Origin of the sequence: Micromonospora inaquosa (genome assembly GCF_003857055.1) — a bacterium.
GTDB lineage: Bacteria > Actinomycetota > Actinomycetes > Mycobacteriales > Micromonosporaceae > Micromonospora > Micromonospora inaquosa.
Genome location: NZ_QGSZ01000294.1, coordinates 1 through 18983, shown reverse-complemented (window position 1 = coordinate 18983; position 18983 = coordinate 1). Strand labels below are relative to the sequence as shown.

Annotated in this window: 17 protein-coding genes; 9 read left to right on the top strand and 8 right to left on the bottom strand. The window is 71.5% G+C overall.

Going from position 1 to position 18983, the window contains the following annotated elements:
* The first annotated feature begins 398 nt into the window (after positions 1 to 398).
* Positions 399 to 1022, top strand: a complete 624-nt coding sequence (locus DLJ59_RS27065) for a phosphatase PAP2 family protein (protein WP_124775802.1) — start codon at positions 399 to 401, stop codon at positions 1020 to 1022.
* Between the two features lie 62 nt (positions 1023 to 1084).
* Here the strand turns inward: DLJ59_RS27065 and DLJ59_RS27060 are convergent, their stop codons facing one another.
* The 3 genes from DLJ59_RS27060 to DLJ59_RS27050 are packed head-to-tail and all read right to left on the bottom strand — an operon-like array spanning position 1085 to position 5868.
* Positions 1085 to 2308, bottom strand: a complete 1224-nt coding sequence (locus DLJ59_RS27060; protein WP_124775800.1) for a hypothetical protein — start codon at positions 2306 to 2308, stop codon at positions 1085 to 1087.
* Between the two features lie 57 nt (positions 2309 to 2365).
* Positions 2366 to 4051, bottom strand: a complete 1686-nt coding sequence (locus DLJ59_RS27055; protein ID WP_124775798.1) for a GTPase — start codon at positions 4049 to 4051, stop codon at positions 2366 to 2368.
* A complete protein-coding gene (locus DLJ59_RS27050; RefSeq protein ID WP_124775796.1) occupies positions 4048 to 5868 on the bottom strand; it encodes a GTPase domain-containing protein in 1821 nt (606 codons plus the stop codon). Before DLJ59_RS27050 ends, DLJ59_RS27055 begins: the two co-directional genes overlap by 4 nt.
* Before the next feature lie 220 nt (positions 5869 to 6088).
* On the opposite strand from DLJ59_RS27050, the gene dnaK reads away from it, so the two are divergent.
* The 5 genes from dnaK to DLJ59_RS27025 all read left to right on the top strand — a co-directional run bounded on the left by dnaK (position 6089) and on the right by DLJ59_RS27025 (position 10839).
* On the top strand, positions 6089 to 7966 hold the full coding sequence (dnaK, locus tag DLJ59_RS27045; protein WP_124775794.1) for a molecular chaperone DnaK: 1878 nt from the start codon (positions 6089 to 6091) through the stop codon (positions 7964 to 7966).
* Positions 7967 to 8014: 48 nt separating this feature from the next.
* Positions 8015 to 8773, top strand: coding sequence for a nucleotide exchange factor GrpE (grpE, locus tag DLJ59_RS27040; protein WP_124775792.1), 759 nt, complete (start codon positions 8015 to 8017; stop codon positions 8771 to 8773).
* An 85-nt stretch (positions 8774 to 8858) separates the two neighbouring features.
* Positions 8859 to 10037, top strand: coding sequence for a molecular chaperone DnaJ (gene dnaJ / locus DLJ59_RS27035; protein ID WP_124775790.1), 1179 nt, complete (start codon positions 8859 to 8861; stop codon positions 10035 to 10037).
* Positions 10038 to 10067: 30 nt separating this feature from the next.
* Positions 10068 to 10508, top strand: coding sequence for a heat shock protein transcriptional repressor HspR (locus DLJ59_RS27030; RefSeq protein ID WP_030332087.1), 441 nt, complete (start codon positions 10068 to 10070; stop codon positions 10506 to 10508).
* 136 nt (positions 10509 to 10644) lie between these two features.
* Entirely contained in the window at positions 10645 to 10839 is a 195-nt protein-coding gene (locus tag DLJ59_RS27025) for a hypothetical protein (RefSeq protein WP_124775788.1), read from the top strand.
* Between the two features lie 96 nt (positions 10840 to 10935).
* Here DLJ59_RS27025 and DLJ59_RS27020 read toward each other — a convergent pair whose 3' ends face one another.
* The 3 genes from DLJ59_RS27020 to DLJ59_RS27010 all read right to left on the bottom strand — a co-directional run bounded on the left by DLJ59_RS27020 (position 10936) and on the right by DLJ59_RS27010 (position 13300).
* Positions 10936 to 11367 carry a hypothetical protein gene (locus tag DLJ59_RS27020; protein ID WP_124775786.1) on the bottom strand — a complete coding sequence of 144 codons (432 nt, stop codon included), beginning with the start codon at positions 11365 to 11367 and terminating at the stop codon, positions 10936 to 10938.
* Positions 11368 to 11579: 212 nt separating this feature from the next.
* A complete protein-coding gene (locus DLJ59_RS27015) occupies positions 11580 to 12794 on the bottom strand; it encodes a cation:proton antiporter (RefSeq protein WP_124775784.1) in 1215 nt (404 codons plus the stop codon).
* A 5-nt stretch (positions 12795 to 12799) separates the two neighbouring features.
* The gene (locus DLJ59_RS27010) at positions 12800 to 13300 is read right to left on the bottom strand and encodes a cation:proton antiporter regulatory subunit (protein WP_030332098.1); all 501 of its coding nucleotides are present in this window, start codon (positions 13298 to 13300) and stop codon (positions 12800 to 12802) included.
* 57 nt (positions 13301 to 13357) lie between these two features.
* Here DLJ59_RS27010 and DLJ59_RS27005 point away from each other — a divergent pair, with 57 nt between their 5' ends.
* A complete protein-coding gene (locus tag DLJ59_RS27005; protein ID WP_124775782.1) occupies positions 13358 to 13792 on the top strand; it encodes a hypothetical protein in 435 nt (144 codons plus the stop codon).
* Between the two features lie 655 nt (positions 13793 to 14447).
* Here the strand turns inward: DLJ59_RS27005 and DLJ59_RS27000 are convergent.
* Together DLJ59_RS27000 and DLJ59_RS38350 are read right to left on the bottom strand one after the other, a co-directional pair.
* Positions 14448 to 15443, bottom strand: coding sequence for an epoxide hydrolase family protein (locus DLJ59_RS27000; RefSeq protein ID WP_425271465.1), 996 nt, complete (start codon positions 15441 to 15443; stop codon positions 14448 to 14450).
* Positions 15380 to 15583, bottom strand: a complete 204-nt coding sequence (locus tag DLJ59_RS38350) for a hypothetical protein (protein ID WP_425271464.1) — start codon at positions 15581 to 15583, stop codon at positions 15380 to 15382. Before DLJ59_RS38350 ends, DLJ59_RS27000 begins: the two co-directional genes overlap by 64 nt.
* Positions 15584 to 15668: 85 nt before the next feature.
* Here DLJ59_RS38350 and DLJ59_RS26995 point away from each other — a divergent pair, with 85 nt between their 5' ends.
* Both DLJ59_RS26995 and clpB read left to right on the top strand, forming a co-directional pair.
* Entirely contained in the window at positions 15669 to 16313 is a 645-nt protein-coding gene (locus DLJ59_RS26995; protein WP_124775780.1) for a TetR/AcrR family transcriptional regulator, read from the top strand.
* Positions 16314 to 16398: 85 nt separating this feature from the next.
* A partial coding sequence (clpB, locus tag DLJ59_RS26990; RefSeq protein ID WP_124775778.1) for an ATP-dependent chaperone ClpB occupies positions 16399 to 18983 on the top strand: 2585 nt, incomplete at its 3' end.

The window sequence follows — 18983 nt, the reverse complement described above, 5'->3', positions numbered from 1 at the left end:
AGGTTACTACGCGTCTCGTGGGCTCGTAGATGTATATAAGAGACAGATCCGGACCCGACCGGCACGGCCGACCCCGATTCGACCCCGACCCCGACGGTTGACCCGACGCCCACACTGGACCCGACACCCACGCCGAGCGACGACGCGACCGCCACCGCCGCGCCGACCAGCACCCGGTCCGTCCCGGCCCCGACACCCACGCCGCCCGCGGTGCCGACCCGTCGGCCCAGCCCGGCGAACCCGTCGCCGTCGACCGTCGCCTCGACGCCCAGCGTCAGCCCGGCTCCGCTGGCCGGACCGACGAACCCCCCGCTGTCGCCGACGGTACGGTGACGAGCAGGCCCGGTCCGTCCGGCGTCGGTGGTGTTCGGCGGTAGGTGCGTACCGGAGGGGGTGGCGTGGGCGGCGGTGCGGAACTCCGCCCGGTCACCACCCGGCCCGGCCCGGGGCTGCGGATCGCCCGGCTGGTCACCGAGGTGACCGCGCCGGCGGTGCTCGTGTCGCTGCTGATCCTCACGGTGAGCTGGCGCAGCGCACAGCGCCCCGGTCAGGGTCTCGTCTGGGGTCTGCTCGCCACTCTCTTCGTCACCGGCATTCCGTTCGCCTACATCGTCGGCGGGGTACGCCGTGGTCGGCTCACCGACCACCACGTCGGCCGCCGGGAGCAGCGTCGGGCGCCGCTGCTCGTCGGCCTCGGTTCGGTAGCGGTAGGGCTCGCCCTGCTCGCCGTGTTCGGCGCGCCCCGCCCGGTCCTGGCGTTGGCGGTGGCCGGGCTGGTCGGCCTCGTCGTCGCCGTGTCGGTCAGCCACTGGTGGAAGATGTCGATCCACTCGGCGGTGGCCGCCGGCACGCTGGTCATCCTGATGTTGACCTTCGGGACGGGGTTGGTAGTCGCCGCACCACTGCTGGCGGTCGTCGGCTGGTCCCGGGTACGGCTGAGGGACCACACGGTGGCGCAGGTGCTGGCCGGAGGTGCGCTCGGCGCCCTGATCGCCGCTGTGATCTTCGGCCCGCTGCGCTAGCCCTGGGCCGTGCGGGCCGCACCGAGGGCGGGCGGCGCGGAGCCACCCACCCCCGGAAGCGGTCAGGCGCCGTCGTCGGCGAGGCGGTGCCGGTTCGCCTCGATCCACGCGTCCAACGCGGCCGGGTCGTCCGGGTCCACCCCGTCGGCCATCAGCTGCGCCACGGCGGCGGTGGCCGCGCTGCGCCGCTCACCGGTCGAATAGAGCCGGGCGAACTCCGGCACCATCTCCTCGATCGCCTCGTCGGTGCGCGTCGTCGCCGCCTCGGGCAGCCCGCGCTGGCGCGACGCGTACCGCGCCCAGGCCCGCAGCACCCGGGGCAGCATCGCCGCGTCGTCCATGTCCAGCACGGCCCGGCGGTGCACCCAGTCCAGCAGGAAGAGCCCGGACACCGCCGGGCTCCAGCGCATCGGGTCGGCGTCCGGGAAGCTCGCCGAATGGTCGAGCAGCAGGCTCAGGCAGAAGTGCAGGGAGGCCAACTCGGGGCCGTCGACGGCGTCCAGCCCGAAGCGGACGGCCTCCGGCGCGGCGAGGAACCGTCGGACCAGGTCGGTGCGCTCGGCCGCGGAGAGCGGCTCGACCTCCGCCGTGCCGGTCGGGTCGGCCGCGGTGGGCAGCATCGCCAACCGGGCCCCGACCAACGCCCGGTCGGTGGCGAGAGATCCCTCGCCGGGCAACTCGCCCAGGTCGTCGGTGACCGCCAGGTGACGGGCCACCTCGCCCCGGAGCCGGGCTGGATCTTCGGTGCGGAACCAGGTCAGCTCGTCGTCGGCGCACATCTGCCGAACCTGGTCCAGGATCCGTTCGGCCGGCCCGCCCACGAAGATGTCCTTGGTGATCCCGATGTTGTGGTCCACCAGGGCCACCAGCGCGTGCTCCGAGCCGCCGGACTCGTCGTCGTAGGCGAAGGTCGCCAGGTAGGAGGTCTGATCGCCGTACACGTCGCCGTAGGCCCAACTGCCGGTGAGGTGCACCCGGCCGAGCTGGGTCGTCCAGCTGGGCGCCTGGCTGCCCGGACGCACCCGCTCGGTGCCCTCGGCGGTCGGGACGAGCGTGGCGAAGACCTGCCGGATGGTGGTCGCCGCCGCAACCCTGCGGCGGGTGGTGGCGGCGAGGAAGCCGGTGACGAACTCCCGTACGGCGGCGTCGCGGTCGGTTTCCGCGATCGCGTAGACACTGCCCAGCAGGGCGCTGCCCAGCATCTCGGCGTCGAGGGCGGACTCCAGCTTGGTCACGTCGCGTGCGGCGTGCAGCACCGCGTCGTAGGGGGTCTGAGGCGTGGCCATGCTCCGACCCTACGCCGCTGTGGGCGTACGGAGAGCGGTAGCGGGCCGTGCGGAGCGTCAGCGCCGCGCGGCGTCCCGCAGCGCGTCGCGTGCCTGCGCGTAGGAGCCGAGCACGGTCCGGACCGGGGTCAGCACGTACTCGTCGCCCACCTGGGCCACCTGCGCCGTCAGCCGCTGTTCGGCGCGGGCGCGGGCGCGGCGGGCCGCCCAGCGCACCACCGGGCGGGTCACCGCAGCCACCAGCAGCCCGGCCAGCAGGCCACCGAGCAGCAGCACTGTCGGCAGCGGCACCTCACCGACCATCGGGTTGTCCAGCGCGGGCAGGCCGAGCGCCCGCAGCGCGTAGCCGAGCACCAGCCAGCCCAGCCCGACCACGGCGGCGAGAGTGACCAACCACTGCACACCGCCGACGATCCGCCACCACACCGGTCGACGGTCGAGGCCGAGGTCGGTGCCGGCAATCGTGCGATCCAGGGCGTCCGGCAGGTCGCCGAGGCGGGACCGGGCGGCGGAGGTGACCGCGCCAGGCCAGGCGGCGGGCAGGTCGGCGGTGGCCCGGTCGGCCACCGCGCGGATGGCGAGGCCGAGCGCCGAGCGTTGGGCGGCCGTCGGGTCCGGTACCGAGGTGGCCGCGACCAGGCTCTCCGCCGGGTCGGTCTGGTCGCCGGGCGGGCCGGGCAGGTGCAGCCGACGCAGCGGGTCGGGTCGCAACCGCCGCCAGCCCCGGACCACGGGCCAGCCGGTGGCCGCACCAGCCCGGTGCCGGTACGCCCGCTCCACGGCCTCGGTCACCGCGGGCACCCCGGCCGCCCCGGCCAACGCCCGGTTCAGCCCGTTGACGGCGGCGTCGTCCGGCCCACCCGCCGGCCGGGCCGAACCGACCAGTTGGTCCAAGCCGGCGACGACAGTGTCGACGTCACCCGCGAGCCGGCGCAGCGCGGCCTGCCGTTCGGCCACCGTGCGTTCCAGGGCGTTGCGCAGCCCGACCATTCCGGCCGGATCGATGGCGGTGGTGGCCAGCAGGGGCACACCGGTCAGCTCGTCCGTGTCGAGCAGCCGACGCAGGTCCTCCAGGACCCGGGGCACCTCGGTCGGGGGCAGCCGGTCGGCCTGGTTGAGCACGACCACTGTGACGTCGCGGTGCCGGTGGAACTCGCGCAGGTAGCTGTCGTGGATGACCCGGTCGGCGTACTTCTGCGGGTCGACCACCCAGACCACCTGGTCGACGAGGCCGAGGAGTCGGTCCACCTCAAGTCGGTGAGATCTCTGCACCGAGTCGAAGTCGGGCAGGTCGAGCAGGACCAGCCCGTGCAGGGCCGTCTCGTCGTCGGCGTCCAGGGCACTCTCCCGGACGAAGCGGTGCCGGGGCAGTACGCCGATCCAGTCGAGGAGCTGGTTGGCACCCTCCAACGGCCCCCACACGCAGGCGTGGGTGACGCCGGTGGTCGGCCGGCGAACCCCGACCGGCGAGAGTTCCAGCCGGGCCAACGCGTTGAAGAGGCTGGACTTGCCGCTGCCAGTGGCACCGGCCAGGGCGACCACGGTGTGGTCCCGGGACAGCGTGAGCCGGGTGCCGGCCCGCTCGACCAGGGTGTGCGCGGGCACCAGGTCGGCGTCCGGCAGCAGACCGTCCACGGCGGTCAGGAACCGGCGTACCGCGTCCAGTCGGGCGATCAGCGCGTCGGCGTCGACCCGCTGGTCCCCGCGGAACACCTCGCGTACCCGGCCGGCGATGTTGCTCACCGGGAACCCTCCTCGTCGCTGGCCGACAGCCCACTGCGATGCCGGGCCAGCTCGACCCGGCCGGCGGCCCGGCGCAGCCCGTCGCCGGCGTCCGCGGCGGGGCGGGCGTCGGCGGTGCGGCTCAAGAAGCGGTCGGCCTCCGCGTCGAGCAGCGCCCGCACCCGGTCCAGCAGGTCGGTGCGGGCCTTGGCAGCGAGGGTACGCACCGCCTGGTCGCCGAAGATCGCCTGGAGGACGGCCTGCGCGGCGACAGTGGTGCCGGCCCCGGTGGCCAGCTCCAGCCCGGTCGGAATGAACGCGGTGGAGGCGAAGACGGCGATCATCACGGCCAGCCCGGTGGCGTTCACCGCGTAGGCGGCGGTGCGGGCCACGAACCGCTTGTCACCGCCCTCCACCCGGACCAGGTCCAGCACTGCGCGCTGCCAGTCCCGGACCATGCGCTCGGCGCGTTCGGGGAGGTCGTCGCTCGGGTGGGCGAGCGCCGGGTCGAGCAGCCCGGCGCCGGCCGGGTGCGCCTTCCACCCGGTGTACGTGGATTCGGCGGCCTCGGAGGCCACCCCGCGCAGCAGCGTCACCAGCTGGGACTCGATGGCGTTGCGCAGTTCGACGGCGGGTGCCGGTCGACCGGTGACGGCGGCGACCACCCGGTCCCGTAGGTGGCCGATCCGTGCTTCCAGCGTGCGGAACAGCTCGCCGGTGCCGACGAACTCCTGCCAGCGGGCGAGCACCTCACCTCGGAGCAGCCGGCCGTCCTGAAGCCCCTGCTCGACGGTGCGCTCGGCACCCCGGTACGCGGCCCGGACCCGTTCGTCCAGCCCGTCGGCGGCGGCGAGCTGCTCGTCGGCGGCGTCGGCCAGATCTTCCACGGCGGGGTGGAGCGCGGCCAGCGCCCCGTCGAGGGTCTGGCGGACCACCGCCGCCCGCGCGTCGACGTCGGCGGCCAACCGGGCGAACCAGTCGGCCAGCGGCGCGGTCACTCCCTCGGGTAGCAGCCCCTGACCGTCGACCCAGGTTTCGGGCAACACGAACAGCGGCGCCCGGTCGAGGTTTTGCTCGGCGAGCATCTCGGTCAGGTGCGCGGCGATCTCGTCGGTGGCCTCGGCGGGGACCCGGTCCAGCACCATGGCGATCACCGCGCCGCGCGCCCGGGCACTGCGCAGCAGCTCCCAGGGCACCGCGTCGGCGTACCGGGCGGCGGTGGTGACGAAGAGCCACAGGTCGGCGGCGGCCAGCAGTTGGCTGGCGAGTGCCCGGTTGGCGTCGACGACCGAGTCGATGTCGGGCGCGTCGAGGAAGGCCAGCCCGGCGGGGAGCGCCGGGGCGGTGACGAGGTGCAGGGCCCGAGGATCGTCGCTCGGCTCGGTGGTGCGGGTCAGCCCGGGCAGGAGCTCACCCTGCCGGAACCAGGTCGCGTCGGACGGGTTGCAGACCAGGACCGGGGAGCGGGTGGTGGGCCGGAGCACGCCGGCCGCGCTGACCCGGGCCTTGACCAGGCTGTTGACCAGTGTCGACTTGCCCGCGCCGGTGGAGCCGCCGACCACCACGAGAAGTGGGGCGTCCAGGCGGGCGAGTCGGGGCAGCAGGTAGTCGTCGAGCTGGTCGGTGAGGGCGGCCGCGGTGTGCCGGGCCGAGCTGGCTGAGGGCAGCGCGAGGGGATACCGGGTCGCGCCGATCGCCTCCCGGAGGCCCGACAGCGCGCCGGGGAGGCTGTCGTCCCCGGTGGTGGCGGGCGGCTCCTCCGCGGCGTCCGGCGGGGCGGTGCGGGCTGCGACGGCGGGCGCGCCGGAACGGGTGGCGGGATCGCCGTGCGTCGTCACCGCTAAAGCGTGCCCGACCGATGCAAGGGAAGACAACCGGACGGTAATAACGGCTGGGTTGCGTCGGGTTGACTCAAGTCAACTTGACGATTGGCCAACGCGTGGCACTATTGAGTCAAGTTCACTCAACTTGTGGTGGGGCCCGCAGCGGGCGGTGCTCGCCAGCAGCCCACGGGCGACGCCCGTCACCTGCACAACCTTACGAAGCGAGGAAGCGAAGATGGCACGTGCGGTCGGTATCGACCTCGGCACGACGAACTCCTGCGTCAGCGTTCTCGAGGGCGGTGAACCCACCGTCATCGCCAACGCTGAGGGGTCGCGGACGACTCCGTCGATCGTCGCGTTCGCCCGCAACGGCGAGGTGCTCGTCGGCGAGGTCGCCAAGCGCCAGGCGGTGACCAACCCGGACCGGACGATCCGGTCGGTCAAGCGCGAGGTCGGCACGAACTGGTCCGTCGACATCGACGGCAAGAAGTACACCCCGCAGGAGATCTCGGCCCGGACGCTGATGAAGCTCAAGCGGGACGCCGAGGCGTACCTGGGCGAGCAGATCACCGACGCGGTGATCACCGTCCCGGCCTACTTCAACGACAGCCAGCGCCAGGCCACCAAGGAGGCCGGTGAGATCGCCGGCTTCAACGTGCTGCGGATCGTCAACGAGCCGACCGCGGCCGCCCTGGCGTACGGGCTGGACAAGGGCTCCAAGGAGCAGACCGTCCTGGTCTTCGACCTCGGCGGCGGCACCTTCGACGTGTCGCTGCTGGAGCTGGCCGAGGGCGTCATCGAGGTCAAGTCGACCAGCGGTGACAACCACCTCGGCGGCGACGACTGGGACCAGCGGATCATCGACCACCTGGTCAAGACGTTCCGTGGTGAGCACGGCATCGACCTCGGCCAGGACAAGATGGCCCTCCAGCGGCTCCGTGAGGCCGCCGAGAAGGCCAAGATCGAGCTGTCCGCCGCCACCACCACCAACATCAACCTGCCGTACATCACCGCTGGTGCGGCCGGCCCGCTGCACCTCGACGTGACGCTCAGCCGCGCCGAGTTCCAGCGGATGACGCAGGACCTGCTGGACCGTTGCAAGGGCCCGTTCGAGCAGGCCGTCAAGGACGCCGGGATCAAGATCTCCGACGTCGAGCACGTCATCCTGGTCGGCGGCTCGACCCGGATGCCCGCCGTGACCGACCTGGTCAAGCAGCTCACCGGTCGCGACCCCAACAAGGGCGTCAACCCGGACGAGGTCGTCGCCGTCGGCGCCGCCCTCCAGGCCGGTGTGCTCAAGGGTGAGGTCAAGGACGTCCTGCTGCTCGACGTGACCCCGCTGAGCCTGGGCATCGAGACCAAGGGCGGCATCTTCACCAAGCTGATCGAGCGCAACACCACCATCCCGACCAAGCGTTCCGAGGTCTTCACCACGGCGGACGACAACCAGCCGTCGGTGCTGATCCAGGTGTTCCAGGGCGAGCGGGAGATCGCTGCCTACAACAAGAAGCTCGGCACCTTCGAGCTGACCGGCCTCCCGCCGGCGCCGCGCGGCGTGCCGCAGATCGAGGTCGCCTTCGACATCGACGCCAACGGCATCGTCAACGTGCACGCCAAGGACCTGGGCACCGGCAAGGAACAGAAGATGACGATCACCGGCGGCTCCTCGCTGCCGAAGGACGACATCGAGCGGATGCGCCGGGACGCCGAGGAGCACGCGGAGGAGGACAAGCGTCGTCGCGACGACGCCGAGACCCGCAACGTGGCCGAGGCGCTCCAGTGGCAGACCGAGAAGTTCCTCGCCGAGAGCGGCGACAAGCTGCCCAGTGAGAACCGTGAGCAGCTCAACGAGGCGCTCGGCGAGCTGCGCGGCGCCCTCGGCGGGCAGGACATCGAGAAGATCAAGTCCGCGCACGAGAAGCTGGCGCAGGTCTCCCAGCAGGCCGGTTCGCTGCTCTACTCGGCTCAGGCCGAGCAGGGTCAGCAGCCGGGTGGCGAGCCCGGCCCGGGTGCGACCGGTGCGACCGGTGCGGCCGGCGCGACCGGTGCGCAGGCCGGCGGCGCCGACGACGTGGTCGACGCGGAAATCGTGGACGAGGACGGCAAGAAGTGACCGTCGGCCTCCGACACATGACCACCGCGAAGGGGATGAGGTAGCCGCATGACGCAGAAGCCACGAGCCGCCGACCCGGGCGACACCGGGTCGACGCCGGGTGGCTCCGCGCCCACGGAGCCAATCACCGGCGACGGGGAGCGGGTCGTCATCCGCAACAACCGCAAGCTCGTCGAGACCGCCGAGCCGGAGGGCACCGCCGCCGACGCGGAGACCGGTGTTCCGGCTGAGGGTTTGGTCGAGGACGCCGAGGTCGTCGTCGACGAGATCGAGGTCGAGGTCAACTCCACCGACGGGCCGGAGCCGTCCGGTCCGCCGGTGGTGGACGCCCCGGCGCAGCCGGTGGACGGCAGCGGCACGGGCACCTCGCTCGGCGCCGAGCTGGAGGCGCTCCGGGCCGAACTCGACGAGCGGACCAGGGACCTGCAGCGGGTGTCGGCGGAGTACGCCAACTACCGCAAGCGGGTCGATCGTGACCGCAGCCTTGTGCAGGAGCAGGCGACCGGCTCGGTGCTGGCCGCGCTCCTGCCGATCCTGGACGATCTGGACCGGGCCCGGGAACACGGCGACCTGGTCGGGCCGTTCGGCACGGTGGCGGAACAGCTCACCACCGCGCTGGGCAAGTTCGGCCTGAACGCCTTCGGCGAGCAGGGCGACCCGTTCGACCCGACCCGGCACGAGGCGGTCGCGCACCAGACGTCGGACGACGTCAGCGAGCCGACCTGCGTGCAGGTCATGCGACGCGGCTACCAGCTCGGTGAGCGGCTGCTGCGCCCCGCGCTGGTCGCGGTCGCGGATCCGGAATAGTGCCAGTCAGTGACCCGGCCGTCCCGCCCACCGCGCAGCGGTGGGCGGGACGGCCCGGCCACCAGGGTCGGAAGGAGGTGGACCGGTGAGTTCGAAGGACTGGGTCGAGAAGGACTTCTACGCCGTGCTCGGCGTGGACAAGGCCGCCTCCGCGGATGACATCAAGAAGGCGTACCGCAAGGTGGCCCGGGAGTCGCACCCGGACCACAACCCGGGCGACCCGAAGGCCGAGGAGCGGTTCAAGGCCGCGTCCGAGGCGTACAACGTGCTGTCGGACAGCGGCCGCCGTCGCGAGTACGACGAGCTGCGCTCCCTCTTCGGCTCGGGCGCGTTCCGGCGCAACGCCCGGGGTGGGGGGCAGCCGGGTGGCATGCCGTTCGACGTCTCCGACATGTTCGGCGGCGGAGCCGGCGATCGTCGCTTCGGGGGCGGCGGGTTCCAGGACCTGTTCAGCTCGATCTTCACCGGAGGCCAGGCCGGTGGGCAGGCCGCGCCGCGCGGTCCGGCCCGTGGCCGGGACGTGGAGACCGAGGTGGCGCTGGACTTCGGCGACGCGGTGCGCGGGGTGACGCTGCCCCTGACGTTGCGCGCGCCGGGGGTCTGTGACACCTGCCATGGCAACGGGGCCAAGCCCGGCACCCAGCCGCAGACCTGTCCGGTCTGTCATGGTGCCGGCGTGACCACCCGCAACCAGGGGTCGTTCAGCTTCTCCGAGCCGTGCCGCAACTGCCAGGGCGTGGGCACCGTGGTCGAGGAGAAGTGCCCGGAGTGCCACGGCAGCGGCGGTGTCACAAAGACCCGCACCATGAACGTGCGCTTCCCGGCCGGTGTGGCCGACGGCCAACGCATCCGGCTGGCCGGGCGCGGCGAGCCGGGCGAGCGCGGCGGCCCGGCTGGTGACCTCTTCGTGCACGTCAAGGTTCGGCCGGACGAGCTGTTCGGGCGTACCGGAGACGACCTGACGTTGACCGTGCCGGTCACCTTCGCGGAGGCCGTGCTCGGCACGGACCTGCGGGTCCCCACGCTCGACGGCGCGGTGACCCTGCGGGTTCCGCCGGGGACGCCGAGCGGGCGGGTGCTGCGGGCCCGGGGCAAGGGTGTGGTCCGCCGTGACGGGCAGGCCGGTGACCTGCTGGTCACGTTGGACGTGGTGGTGCCGGCCCGGTTGTCGGACGAGGCGCGCACCGCGCTGGAGTCGTTCGCCGAGCAGACCCCGCCGGCGGCCCGGGAACATCTCGACGCACGGGTGCGTCGAGTCAGTTAGTCCGGTGGAGTGGACGCGGAGGTGAGCGGGATGTCGGGCGAGTTCCTCGGTTCGGGCGACCCTGCCTACGAGGCCAAGGTGCTGATGATCTCGGTAGCGGCGCGGATGGCGGGGATGCACCCACAGACCCTGCGCCAGTACGACCGACTGGGGCTGGTGCAGCCCGGCCGGGCCGCTGGCGGCGGGCGTCGCTACAGCGTCCGCGACGTGGTGCTGCTGCGCGAGGTGCAGCGGCTCAGCCAGGACGACGGGATCAACCTGGCCGGCGTCAAGCGGATCATCGGGCTGGAGCGGCTGCTGGAGCAGGCGCAGCAGCGGGTGGCCCGGCTGGAGGCGGAGCTGGACGCCGCGTACCGCCGGGTGGCCGAGCTGGAGTCGCTGGCCCGCTTCCCGGGCCGGGATCTGGTGCCGACCAACCGCACCTCCACCGCCCTTGTGGTGTGGCGCCCTCGCCGCACGCCTGATCGCTGACCTGCCGCTCACCCGGATCGGTCTTCTCGGCCCGGACCGCGCTGGATTCCCCGGCGCGGTCCGGGCCGCTTCGGTTAGCCTGTCGATAAGGGTTCAATCGGCTCAATTCGGACCACCGGCATGGCGAGGGGGAGCGATGGCGGAGCCGGCGAAGAAGATGGCCCAGCAGACGGAGGACCGGTTGGAGAACCTGGCCGAAACCGTCCGCGAGAAGTTCGACAAGGTGACCGAGGGGACCTACCGGGACCGGATCATCGGCGGCCGGTTCGCCGAAGACGGCGAGCGCGGCGGCGAACAGGGCCGAGCCGAGACGGAACACAAGCCGGACTGACCGGTGATTGACGTGCGGGCCGGGACTCACGGGGGGTCCCGGCCCGTTCGCCGTCAGGAGTGCGGGCCGGGGCGCTGGGACGCCACCTGAGCCGTGTCAGCCGAGGCGGCGGTTTTCGCGGACCAGGCCGCCCTCGCACCAGTCCCGGTAGACGAAGAGATCCGGTCGGGCCAACAGCACTCGGCCGTTGTGCGCCCAGATCTTCATCAGCTCGTCGCCGTCCCGCTCGGCCTGTTCGACGAGCTTGCGGAAACGGCGCTTGGGGTGGGCGCGGAAGTTCGTCCGGATGCCGTCGGCCGCGTAGATGTACAGGCAGTGCAGCGCGAAGCGCCGGGCCGGGCAACTCGCGTCCATCGCTAACTCGAAGAGCGTCAACACCAGTCGGTCGCCGGAGACCAGCAGGTCCCAGTCGGGTGGCATCGAGGCCAACGGCACCGAATCGGGCTTGTACGCCCAAGCTCGCAACTCCGCCGGAGTCGGATCGACGGGGTTGGCGAAGCCGTGGAACGTCGACTCCTGCACGCTCACCGGCCAACCTTCCGCTCTCGCCCGCGTTTGGCAACGCTGCCTGCGGACCCTGGCTGCTGGGGCGAAACGGTAACCCGCCCACGCTTCGCTGCGGTAGCCCCCATGGGGAGCAATTCCGCAACCGTTGGCATGGGCGGCGCCACCGCATCGACCTCGCGGCCGATCATGCTTCTGCGACTATCCATGTTCGGCGATTCCAGCGGGTGCGAGACTCAGTGCAATGAGTCGGTGACCGGGGTCGGCTCCCGCCGCTGGGCCGCCGCGCGGTTGCGCAGCCACCGCTTGAACCACGGGAAGTCCGGCAGCCGGGCCAGAATCGGCCCGGTCACCACGGTGATCAGGACGTACGTCGCGGCCAGCGCTGCCAACCGTGGCTCGACGCTCCCGGCGGCCACCGCGAGCCCGGCGATGACGATCGAGAACTCACCACGGGGTACGAGTGCCAGGCCGGTTCGCCAACGACCGGGTTCCGCGATGCCGACCCGACGGGCGGCGAGGTAACCGGTGAGCGTCTTCGTCGCCATGGTGACCACGGCCAACGCGAGCGCCGGCAGCAGCACCGGTGGGATGTCCCGGGGGTCGGTGACCAGGCCGAAGAAGACGAAGAACACCGCCGCGAAGAGGTCTCGCAGCGGCGACAGCAGCTCGGTCGCGTGGTGCGCCACCGGGCCGGAGAGCGCGATGCCGACCAGGAACGCGCCGACCGCCGCCGACACCTGGAGCTTCGCCGCGAGCCCGGCGATCAGCAGGGTCAGACCGAGTACGCCGAGCAGCAGCGCCTCCGGGTCCTTCGCCGACAGGGCGGAGGAGATGAGGTGCCCGTAACGGATGGCGAGGACCAGCACGAGCAGCACCGTGCCCACCGCGACGGCGAGTGCGATGCCGCCACCGAGCAGGCCGGTGCCGGCCAGGACGGCGGTGACCAACGGCAGGTAGAGCGCCATCGCCAGGTCCTCGATCACCAGGACCGAGAGGATCACCGGGGTTTCCCGGTTACCGAGTCGTCCCAGGTCGCCGAGGACCTTGGCGATCACCCCGGAGGAGGAGACCCAGGTGATGCCGCCGAGCACCAGGGCGGCGACCCAGTCCCAGCCGAGCAGCAGGGCGAAGCCCGCGCCGGGAAGCGCGTTGAACAGGCCGTCGATCAGCCCTGCGGGGGCCGCCGACCGGAGGTTGCCGACCAGTTCGTTGGCCGAGTACTCCAAACCCAGCATCACCAGCAGCAGGATGACGCCGATTTCGGCGCCCACCGCGAAGAACTCCTCGCTGGCGGCGAGCGGAAGCAGCCCGCCGTGCCCGAACGCCAGCCCGGCGAGCAGGTAGAGAGGGATGGGTGACAGGCCTACCCGGCGGCTGAGCCGACCGAGGACGCCAAGGAGTAGCAGCAGCGCGCCGACTTCGACGAGCAGAGTTGTGGAATCGTGCATCCGCCTCAGCCGTCCGGGTCACTGTCGGCGAGGATGGCGGACACGCCGTCGAGACCCCTGCGGGTCCCGACGACGACCACCACGTCGCCGGCTGCGAAGCGGAAGGAGGGGAGTGGCGAAACGATCACTTCGCCTTCGCGCAGCACTGCCACGATGGAGGCGCTGGTGCGAGTACGCGCCTTGGTGTCGCCGAGCTTCCGGTTGACGTACGGCGACCCGGCCGTGATGGCGATCTGCTCGGTGAGCAGACCGGCGGCCTGTTCGCGGAGCCCGGAGAGCTGACCGAGCATCAGCGACGCGCCGAGGATGTCGGCCAGAGCCTCGGCCTCGTCGTCGGTCAGCGGAATGTCAGACTGGCAGGCGTCGGGGTCGTCGGGATCGTAGAGGACCAGATCACGGCGGCCATTGCGGTGGGAGACAACGCCCAGGCGGCGTCCGGACTCCGTCACCAGATCGTGACGTACCCCGATCCCGGGTAGGGCGGTCTGCTCGACACGTACTCGCACGCGGGCAAGACTACTGCTTCGGAGGCACAGACGATCGGCCGGATATCAGGTAGGGCGGTGCTGCTGCTGCTCGTACCCCTGTTGGCCGGGTGTTCGATCGGCGACGTCCGCCGGAAGCCGCCGACCCCTTCGTCCCGAGCGGCCGTCACCGCACCGTCTCCATCGGCCGCCGTCGCAGAGGTACGCCGCGTCCGGGTCGTCGTTCCGCAGCGGTACGACCCTCCGTACGTCGAGTTCGTCGACGCCGAGCACGGCTACGCCCTCTTCGCCAACTGTGGCGAGCCGCCGCCCGGCGACGACTGTCCGGCGCGACTGTTCGCCACCGACGACGGCGGACGGTCCTGGCGGGAGTTGCGACATCCCCACCCGGCGGTGGAGAACCACCAGCTCTACGCCGCGCCCGTGGCCGTCGGCGGGGACGGCGGGATCCTGCTCGGCGTCGGCTTGGTGGCCGAGCGCAGATGGACGAAAATCATCCTCGACATCCCCTGACGCACCCACCGGCGATCCGGTCACTTGCCAGAACACCGTTGCCGTAGCGATCGGTCGCTGCGGCAAGGGGGGCCAGCGCCCCCAAGTACCCGGGTCTCGTCACTCCTAGGAACGCGCCCCGTCCGCGCCGATCTTGCAGTTTCGGTCGCTGAGCTGCGCGGAATGCCCCCTTATGTCGGGACAGAAAGTGCAAGATCGCGGCTGAGTTCGGTCTGACACGGCGGTGACGAATCCGGCCTTGCCGGGGGCACTTTCGCGCCTAGATCTACTTCTCGGCCACGTACGTGCCCTTGCCTTGGCGGTCCGAAACTCGGGGCATGGGCAACTCCTGGCAGGCCCCAAGATCTTCCCATGCGGTTGGCCGGTCGACCACACTTCGCGTGCTAAGCATGGTCACTGCTTGTCCTGCAATGCTTTGCATTGCCTGTTGGCCGGGTGGGCACTCGGGAGTGGAAAGCCTGGTAGGAAGCCGGCCTCCTCGGCCGGGTCGTCCGCGTCGTGCTGGCACGGCGGCCGTGCGCTCCCCCCGGGCAAACGGCCGTGCCAGCGATCCGCTTTGCGGGCGCGTGATCGACTCGGCTTTCATCATGTCGCGGTGTCCTGGTGGTCCGGACACCCCGACTTCAAGGAACCCGAGTCGATCAAGCGCTGGCGGTCACCGGAGGCTGGCGAAGAACTCGCGGATGTCGCTGACCAGCACCTCAGGGGCCTGGTGGGCCGCGTAGTGGCCGCCGACGTCGCCCCGACCGGCGGCGTCCGCCTCGTAGGCCGTCCACCGGACGATGTTCGCGTGGTCCCGTTCGGCGAAGCGGCGGATGGACTGGAAGTCGCCGGGGAACATGGCCAGCGCGGTCGGAGCGGTGGTCGGTTCGGTCGGCGGCTCGCCGGCGTGCGCGTCCTCCCAGTAGAGCCGCATCGCCGAGGCGGCCGTGCCGGTGAACCAGTAGACCGCGACGTTGGCCAGGATGAAGTCGGCGTCCAGGCTCTCGTCGAAGAGTTGGGCGTTCCAGGCGAGCAGCCCCACCGGCGAGTCGGCCAGCGCGAACGCCAGGGTCTGCGGCTGCTGGCTGTGCACCTGGTTGAAGGAGAACTTGTTCTCGTAGAACCACTGGAGGTGCCCGAGCGCCGCCTGGTCCGCCTCGGAGAGCCCGGCGAACTCGGCCGGGTCGCCGGAGGGGAACGAGAAGAGTTGGGTGACGTGTACGCCGAGCACCCGCTTCGGATCGACCCGGCTCAGCTCCGGCGCGATCATCGAGCCGGCGTCGTTGCCGACCGCGCCGTAGCTGTCGTACCCCAGGCGGTTCATCAGCTCGGCCCAGGCGCGGGCGATGCGGTACCGGTTCCAGCCGGCGTTGCGGGTGGGGCCGGAGAAGCCGAAGCCGGGCAGCGACGGGATGACCACGTGGAAGGCCGGCGCGTCCGGGTCGGTCGGCTCGGTGAGTGGGGCGATCACGTCGAGGTATTCCAGCACCGACCCGGGCCAGCCGTGGGTGAGCACCAGCGCGGTGGCGTCCGGCCGGGACGACCGGACGTGCAGGAAGTGGATCCGCTCGCCGTCGATCTCGGTGACGAACTGCGGGTGGGCGTTCAGGTGGGCCTCGACGGCGCGCCAGTCGAACTCGCCCCGCCACCGGTCGACGAGGGCGCGCACCCGGCCGGTGCCATCCCGTACGAGTCGCCCGCCGCCGGCAGGTCTGCGGGCCAGTTGGTGTTGCCCAGCCGGCCGGCCAGGTCGTCGAGGGCGGTCTGCGGGATCTCGACGCGGAACGGGCGGATCGTGGTGTCGCTCATGCCGGAACTCCTTCGGAACGGAATGTTTCGTTCTGCAATCACAGTAGCAGAGCGGAACGATCCGTTCCACTGTTAGTCTGGGGTCATGTCAACGACTTCCGACAAAGGCCTGGGCGGTCGCCGCGCCCAGGCCGCCCGCAACGACGAGGTCATCCTCACCGCCGCCCGCGCCGTCTTCCTCGACGACCCGAAGGCCCCGATCTCCGCCGTCGCCGAACGCGCGGGCGTCGGCATCAGCGCGCTCTATCGGCGGTACGCGGGCAAGGAGGATCTGCTGCGTCAGCTCTGCCACGACGGGTTGCGCCGGTACGTCGCGGAGGCCGAGGCCGCCCTCTCCGAGTCGGACGCCTGGTCCGCGTTCACCGGCTTCCTGGCCCGGGTGGTCGACGCCGACGTGCACTCGCTCACCGTCCACCTGGCCGGCACCTTCACCCCGACCGAGGAGATGGGTCGGGACGCGATGCGTGCCGGTGAGTTGGCCACCGCCCTGGTCGACCGGGCCCACGCGAGCGGGCGGTTGCGCCCCGACGTGGTCGTACCCGATCTGGGGCTGTTGTTGGAGGCGTGCGCCGCGGTGCGCGTACCCGATCCGGAGCGGACCCGCCAACTTCGCCGGCGGCAGCTCGCGATCCTGCTGGCCGGCCTGTCGGCGGTGCCGGACGCGGACCCGCTGCCCGGCCCGCCCCCGGCGGTCGGGGAGTTCGACTGGCGGTGGCGGCGCCGGGAGTGATGGGCGTCACGCGCTAAGGTTGAGCGGAATACGCTCAACTCTGGTTGTGTCCAACCCAATGGACAACGCCGATCCGGGGGAGCCCATGAACACCGAAAAACTCACCACCAAGAGCCGCGAAACCATCACGGGCGCCGTCGCGCTGGCCAACCAGCGTGGTCACGCCACCGTGGAGTCCTGGCATCTGCTCCTGTCACTCCTGGACACCGACGGCTCAACCGCCACCGGTCTGTTGCGCGCCGTCGGGGCCGACCCGACCGAGCTGCGCCAGACCGCCCAGCGTGCGGTCGACAACCTGCCGGCCGCCCGCGGCTCCAGCATCGCCGAACCGACGTTGGCCCGGGAGTTCGTCAACGCCATCGGCGCCGCCGAGCAGATCGCCCGGCCGCTCGGCGACGAGTACACCTCCACCGAGCACCTGCTCGCCGGCCTGGCCCGGGTGGGCGGGGCGGTGTCCGGTGCGCTGAAGGCCGTCGGCGCCACCGAGGAGGCCCTGGTCGCCGCCTTCCCGACCGTTCGCGGTGGGGACCGTCGGGTCACCACCGCCGACCCCGAGCAGACCTACCAGGCGCTGACCAAGTACGGCGTCGACCTCACCGCCAGTGCCCGGGACGGCAAGATCGACCCGGTCATCGGCCGGGACTCCGAGATCCGTCGGGTCATCCAGGTGCTCTCCCGGCGCACCAAGAACAACCCGGTGCTGATCGGCGAGCCCGGCGTCGGCAAGACCGCGATCGTCGAGGGCCTGGCCCAGCGGATCGTCACCGGCGACGTGCCCGAGTCACTGCGCGACAAGAAGCTGATCTCGCTGGATCTCGGCGCGATGGTCGCCGGCGCGCAGTACCGCGGGCAGTTCGAGGAGCGGCTGAAGTCCGTCCTGGAGGAGATCAAGAACTCCAACGGACAGGTCATCACGTTCCTCGACGAGCTGCACACCGTCGTCGGCGCCGGCAAGGGCGAGGGCTCGATGGACGCCGGCAACATGCTCAAGCCGATGCTGGCCCGTGGTGAGCTGCGGATGGTGGGTGCCACCACGCTGGACGAGTACCGCGAGCACATCGAGAAGGACCCCGCGCTGGAGCGCCGTTTCCAGCCGGTGCTGGTCGGTGAGCCGACCATCGAGGACACCATCGGCATCCTGCGTGGGCTCAAGGAGCGCTACGAGGTGCACCACGGCGTACGGATCACCGACGCCGCGCTGGTCGCCGCCGCGACACTGTCCGACCGTTACATCACCGACCGGTTCCTGCCCGACAAGGCGATCGACCTGGTCGACGAGTCCGCGTCCCGGCTCCGGATGGAGATCGACTCCCGTCCGGTCGAGGTGGACGAGATCGAGCGGGCGGTCCGCCGGTTGGAGATCGAGGAGATGGCTCTGGCCAAGGAGCCGGACGCCGCCTCCGCGGAGCGGTTGGAGCGACTCCGTAAGGAGTTGGCCGACAAGCGTGAGCAGCTCACCGTGCTCTCCGAGCGCTGGCAGACGGAGAAGAACCACATCACCAAGCTCTCCACCGCCAAGGAGGAGTTGGAGCGCCTCGGAGGTGAGGCCGAGCGTGCCGAGCGGGACGGCGAGTTGGAACGCGCCGCCGAGTTGCGCTACGGCCGGATTCCCGCCCTGAAGGTCGAGCTGAAGCAGGCCGAGGAGGAGTTGGCCCAGCTCCAGGCTGATGGCGCGATGCTCAAGGAGGAGGTCGGCGCGGACGACATCGCCGCGGTGGTCGCCTCCTGGACCGGCATCCCCGCCGGCCGCCTGCTGGAGGGTGAGACGGCCAAGCTGCTGCGGATGGAGGAGTCGCTGGGCGGCCGGGTGGTCGGCCAGGCCGAAGCTGTCGGCGCGGTCTCCGACGCGGTACGCCGCGCCCGGGCCGGTATCGCCGACCCGGATCGCCCGACCGGCAGCTTCCTGTTCCTCGGCCCCACCGGCGTCGGCAAGACGGAGCTGGCCAAGGCCCTCGCCGAGTTCCTCTTCGACGACGAGCGGGCCATGGTCCGCATCGACATGAGCGAGTACGGCGAGAAGCACTCGGTCGCGCGCCTGGTGGGTGCGCCGCCCGGCTACGTCGGCTACAACGAGGGCGGTCAGCTCACCGAGGCGGTGCGCCGACGGCCGTACTCGGTGGTGCTGCTGGACGAGGTGGAGAAGGCCCACCCGGACGTCTTCGACGTGCTGCTGCAGGTGCTCGACGACGGCCGGCTCACCGACGGCCAGGGCCGCACTGTGGACTTCCGCAACGCGATCCTGATCCTCACCTCCAACCTCGGGTCGTCGGTGATCAGCGATCTGACGCTCGCCGAGGAGCAGCGCCGGGAGGGTGTGCTGGCCGTGGTCCGGTCGCACTTCAAGCCGGAGTTCCTCAACCGGCTGGACGACATCGTGGTCTTCGCCTCGCTGCGCGGGGACGACCTGCGTTCCATCGTCGACATCCAGTTGGACCGGATGCGGCGGCGGTTGGCCGACCGCAGACTGGGCCTGGAGATCACCGATGCCGCCCGGGACTGGCTCGCCGAGCACGGCTACGACCCGATCTACGGCGCCCGCCCGCTGCGCCGCCTGGTGCAGACCGCGATCGGCGACCAGTTGGCGAAGGCGCTCCTGGCCGGCCAGATCCGCGACGGCGAAACGGTGAAGGTGGACCGGTCCCCCGATCCCAACACCCTCTCCGTAACCCC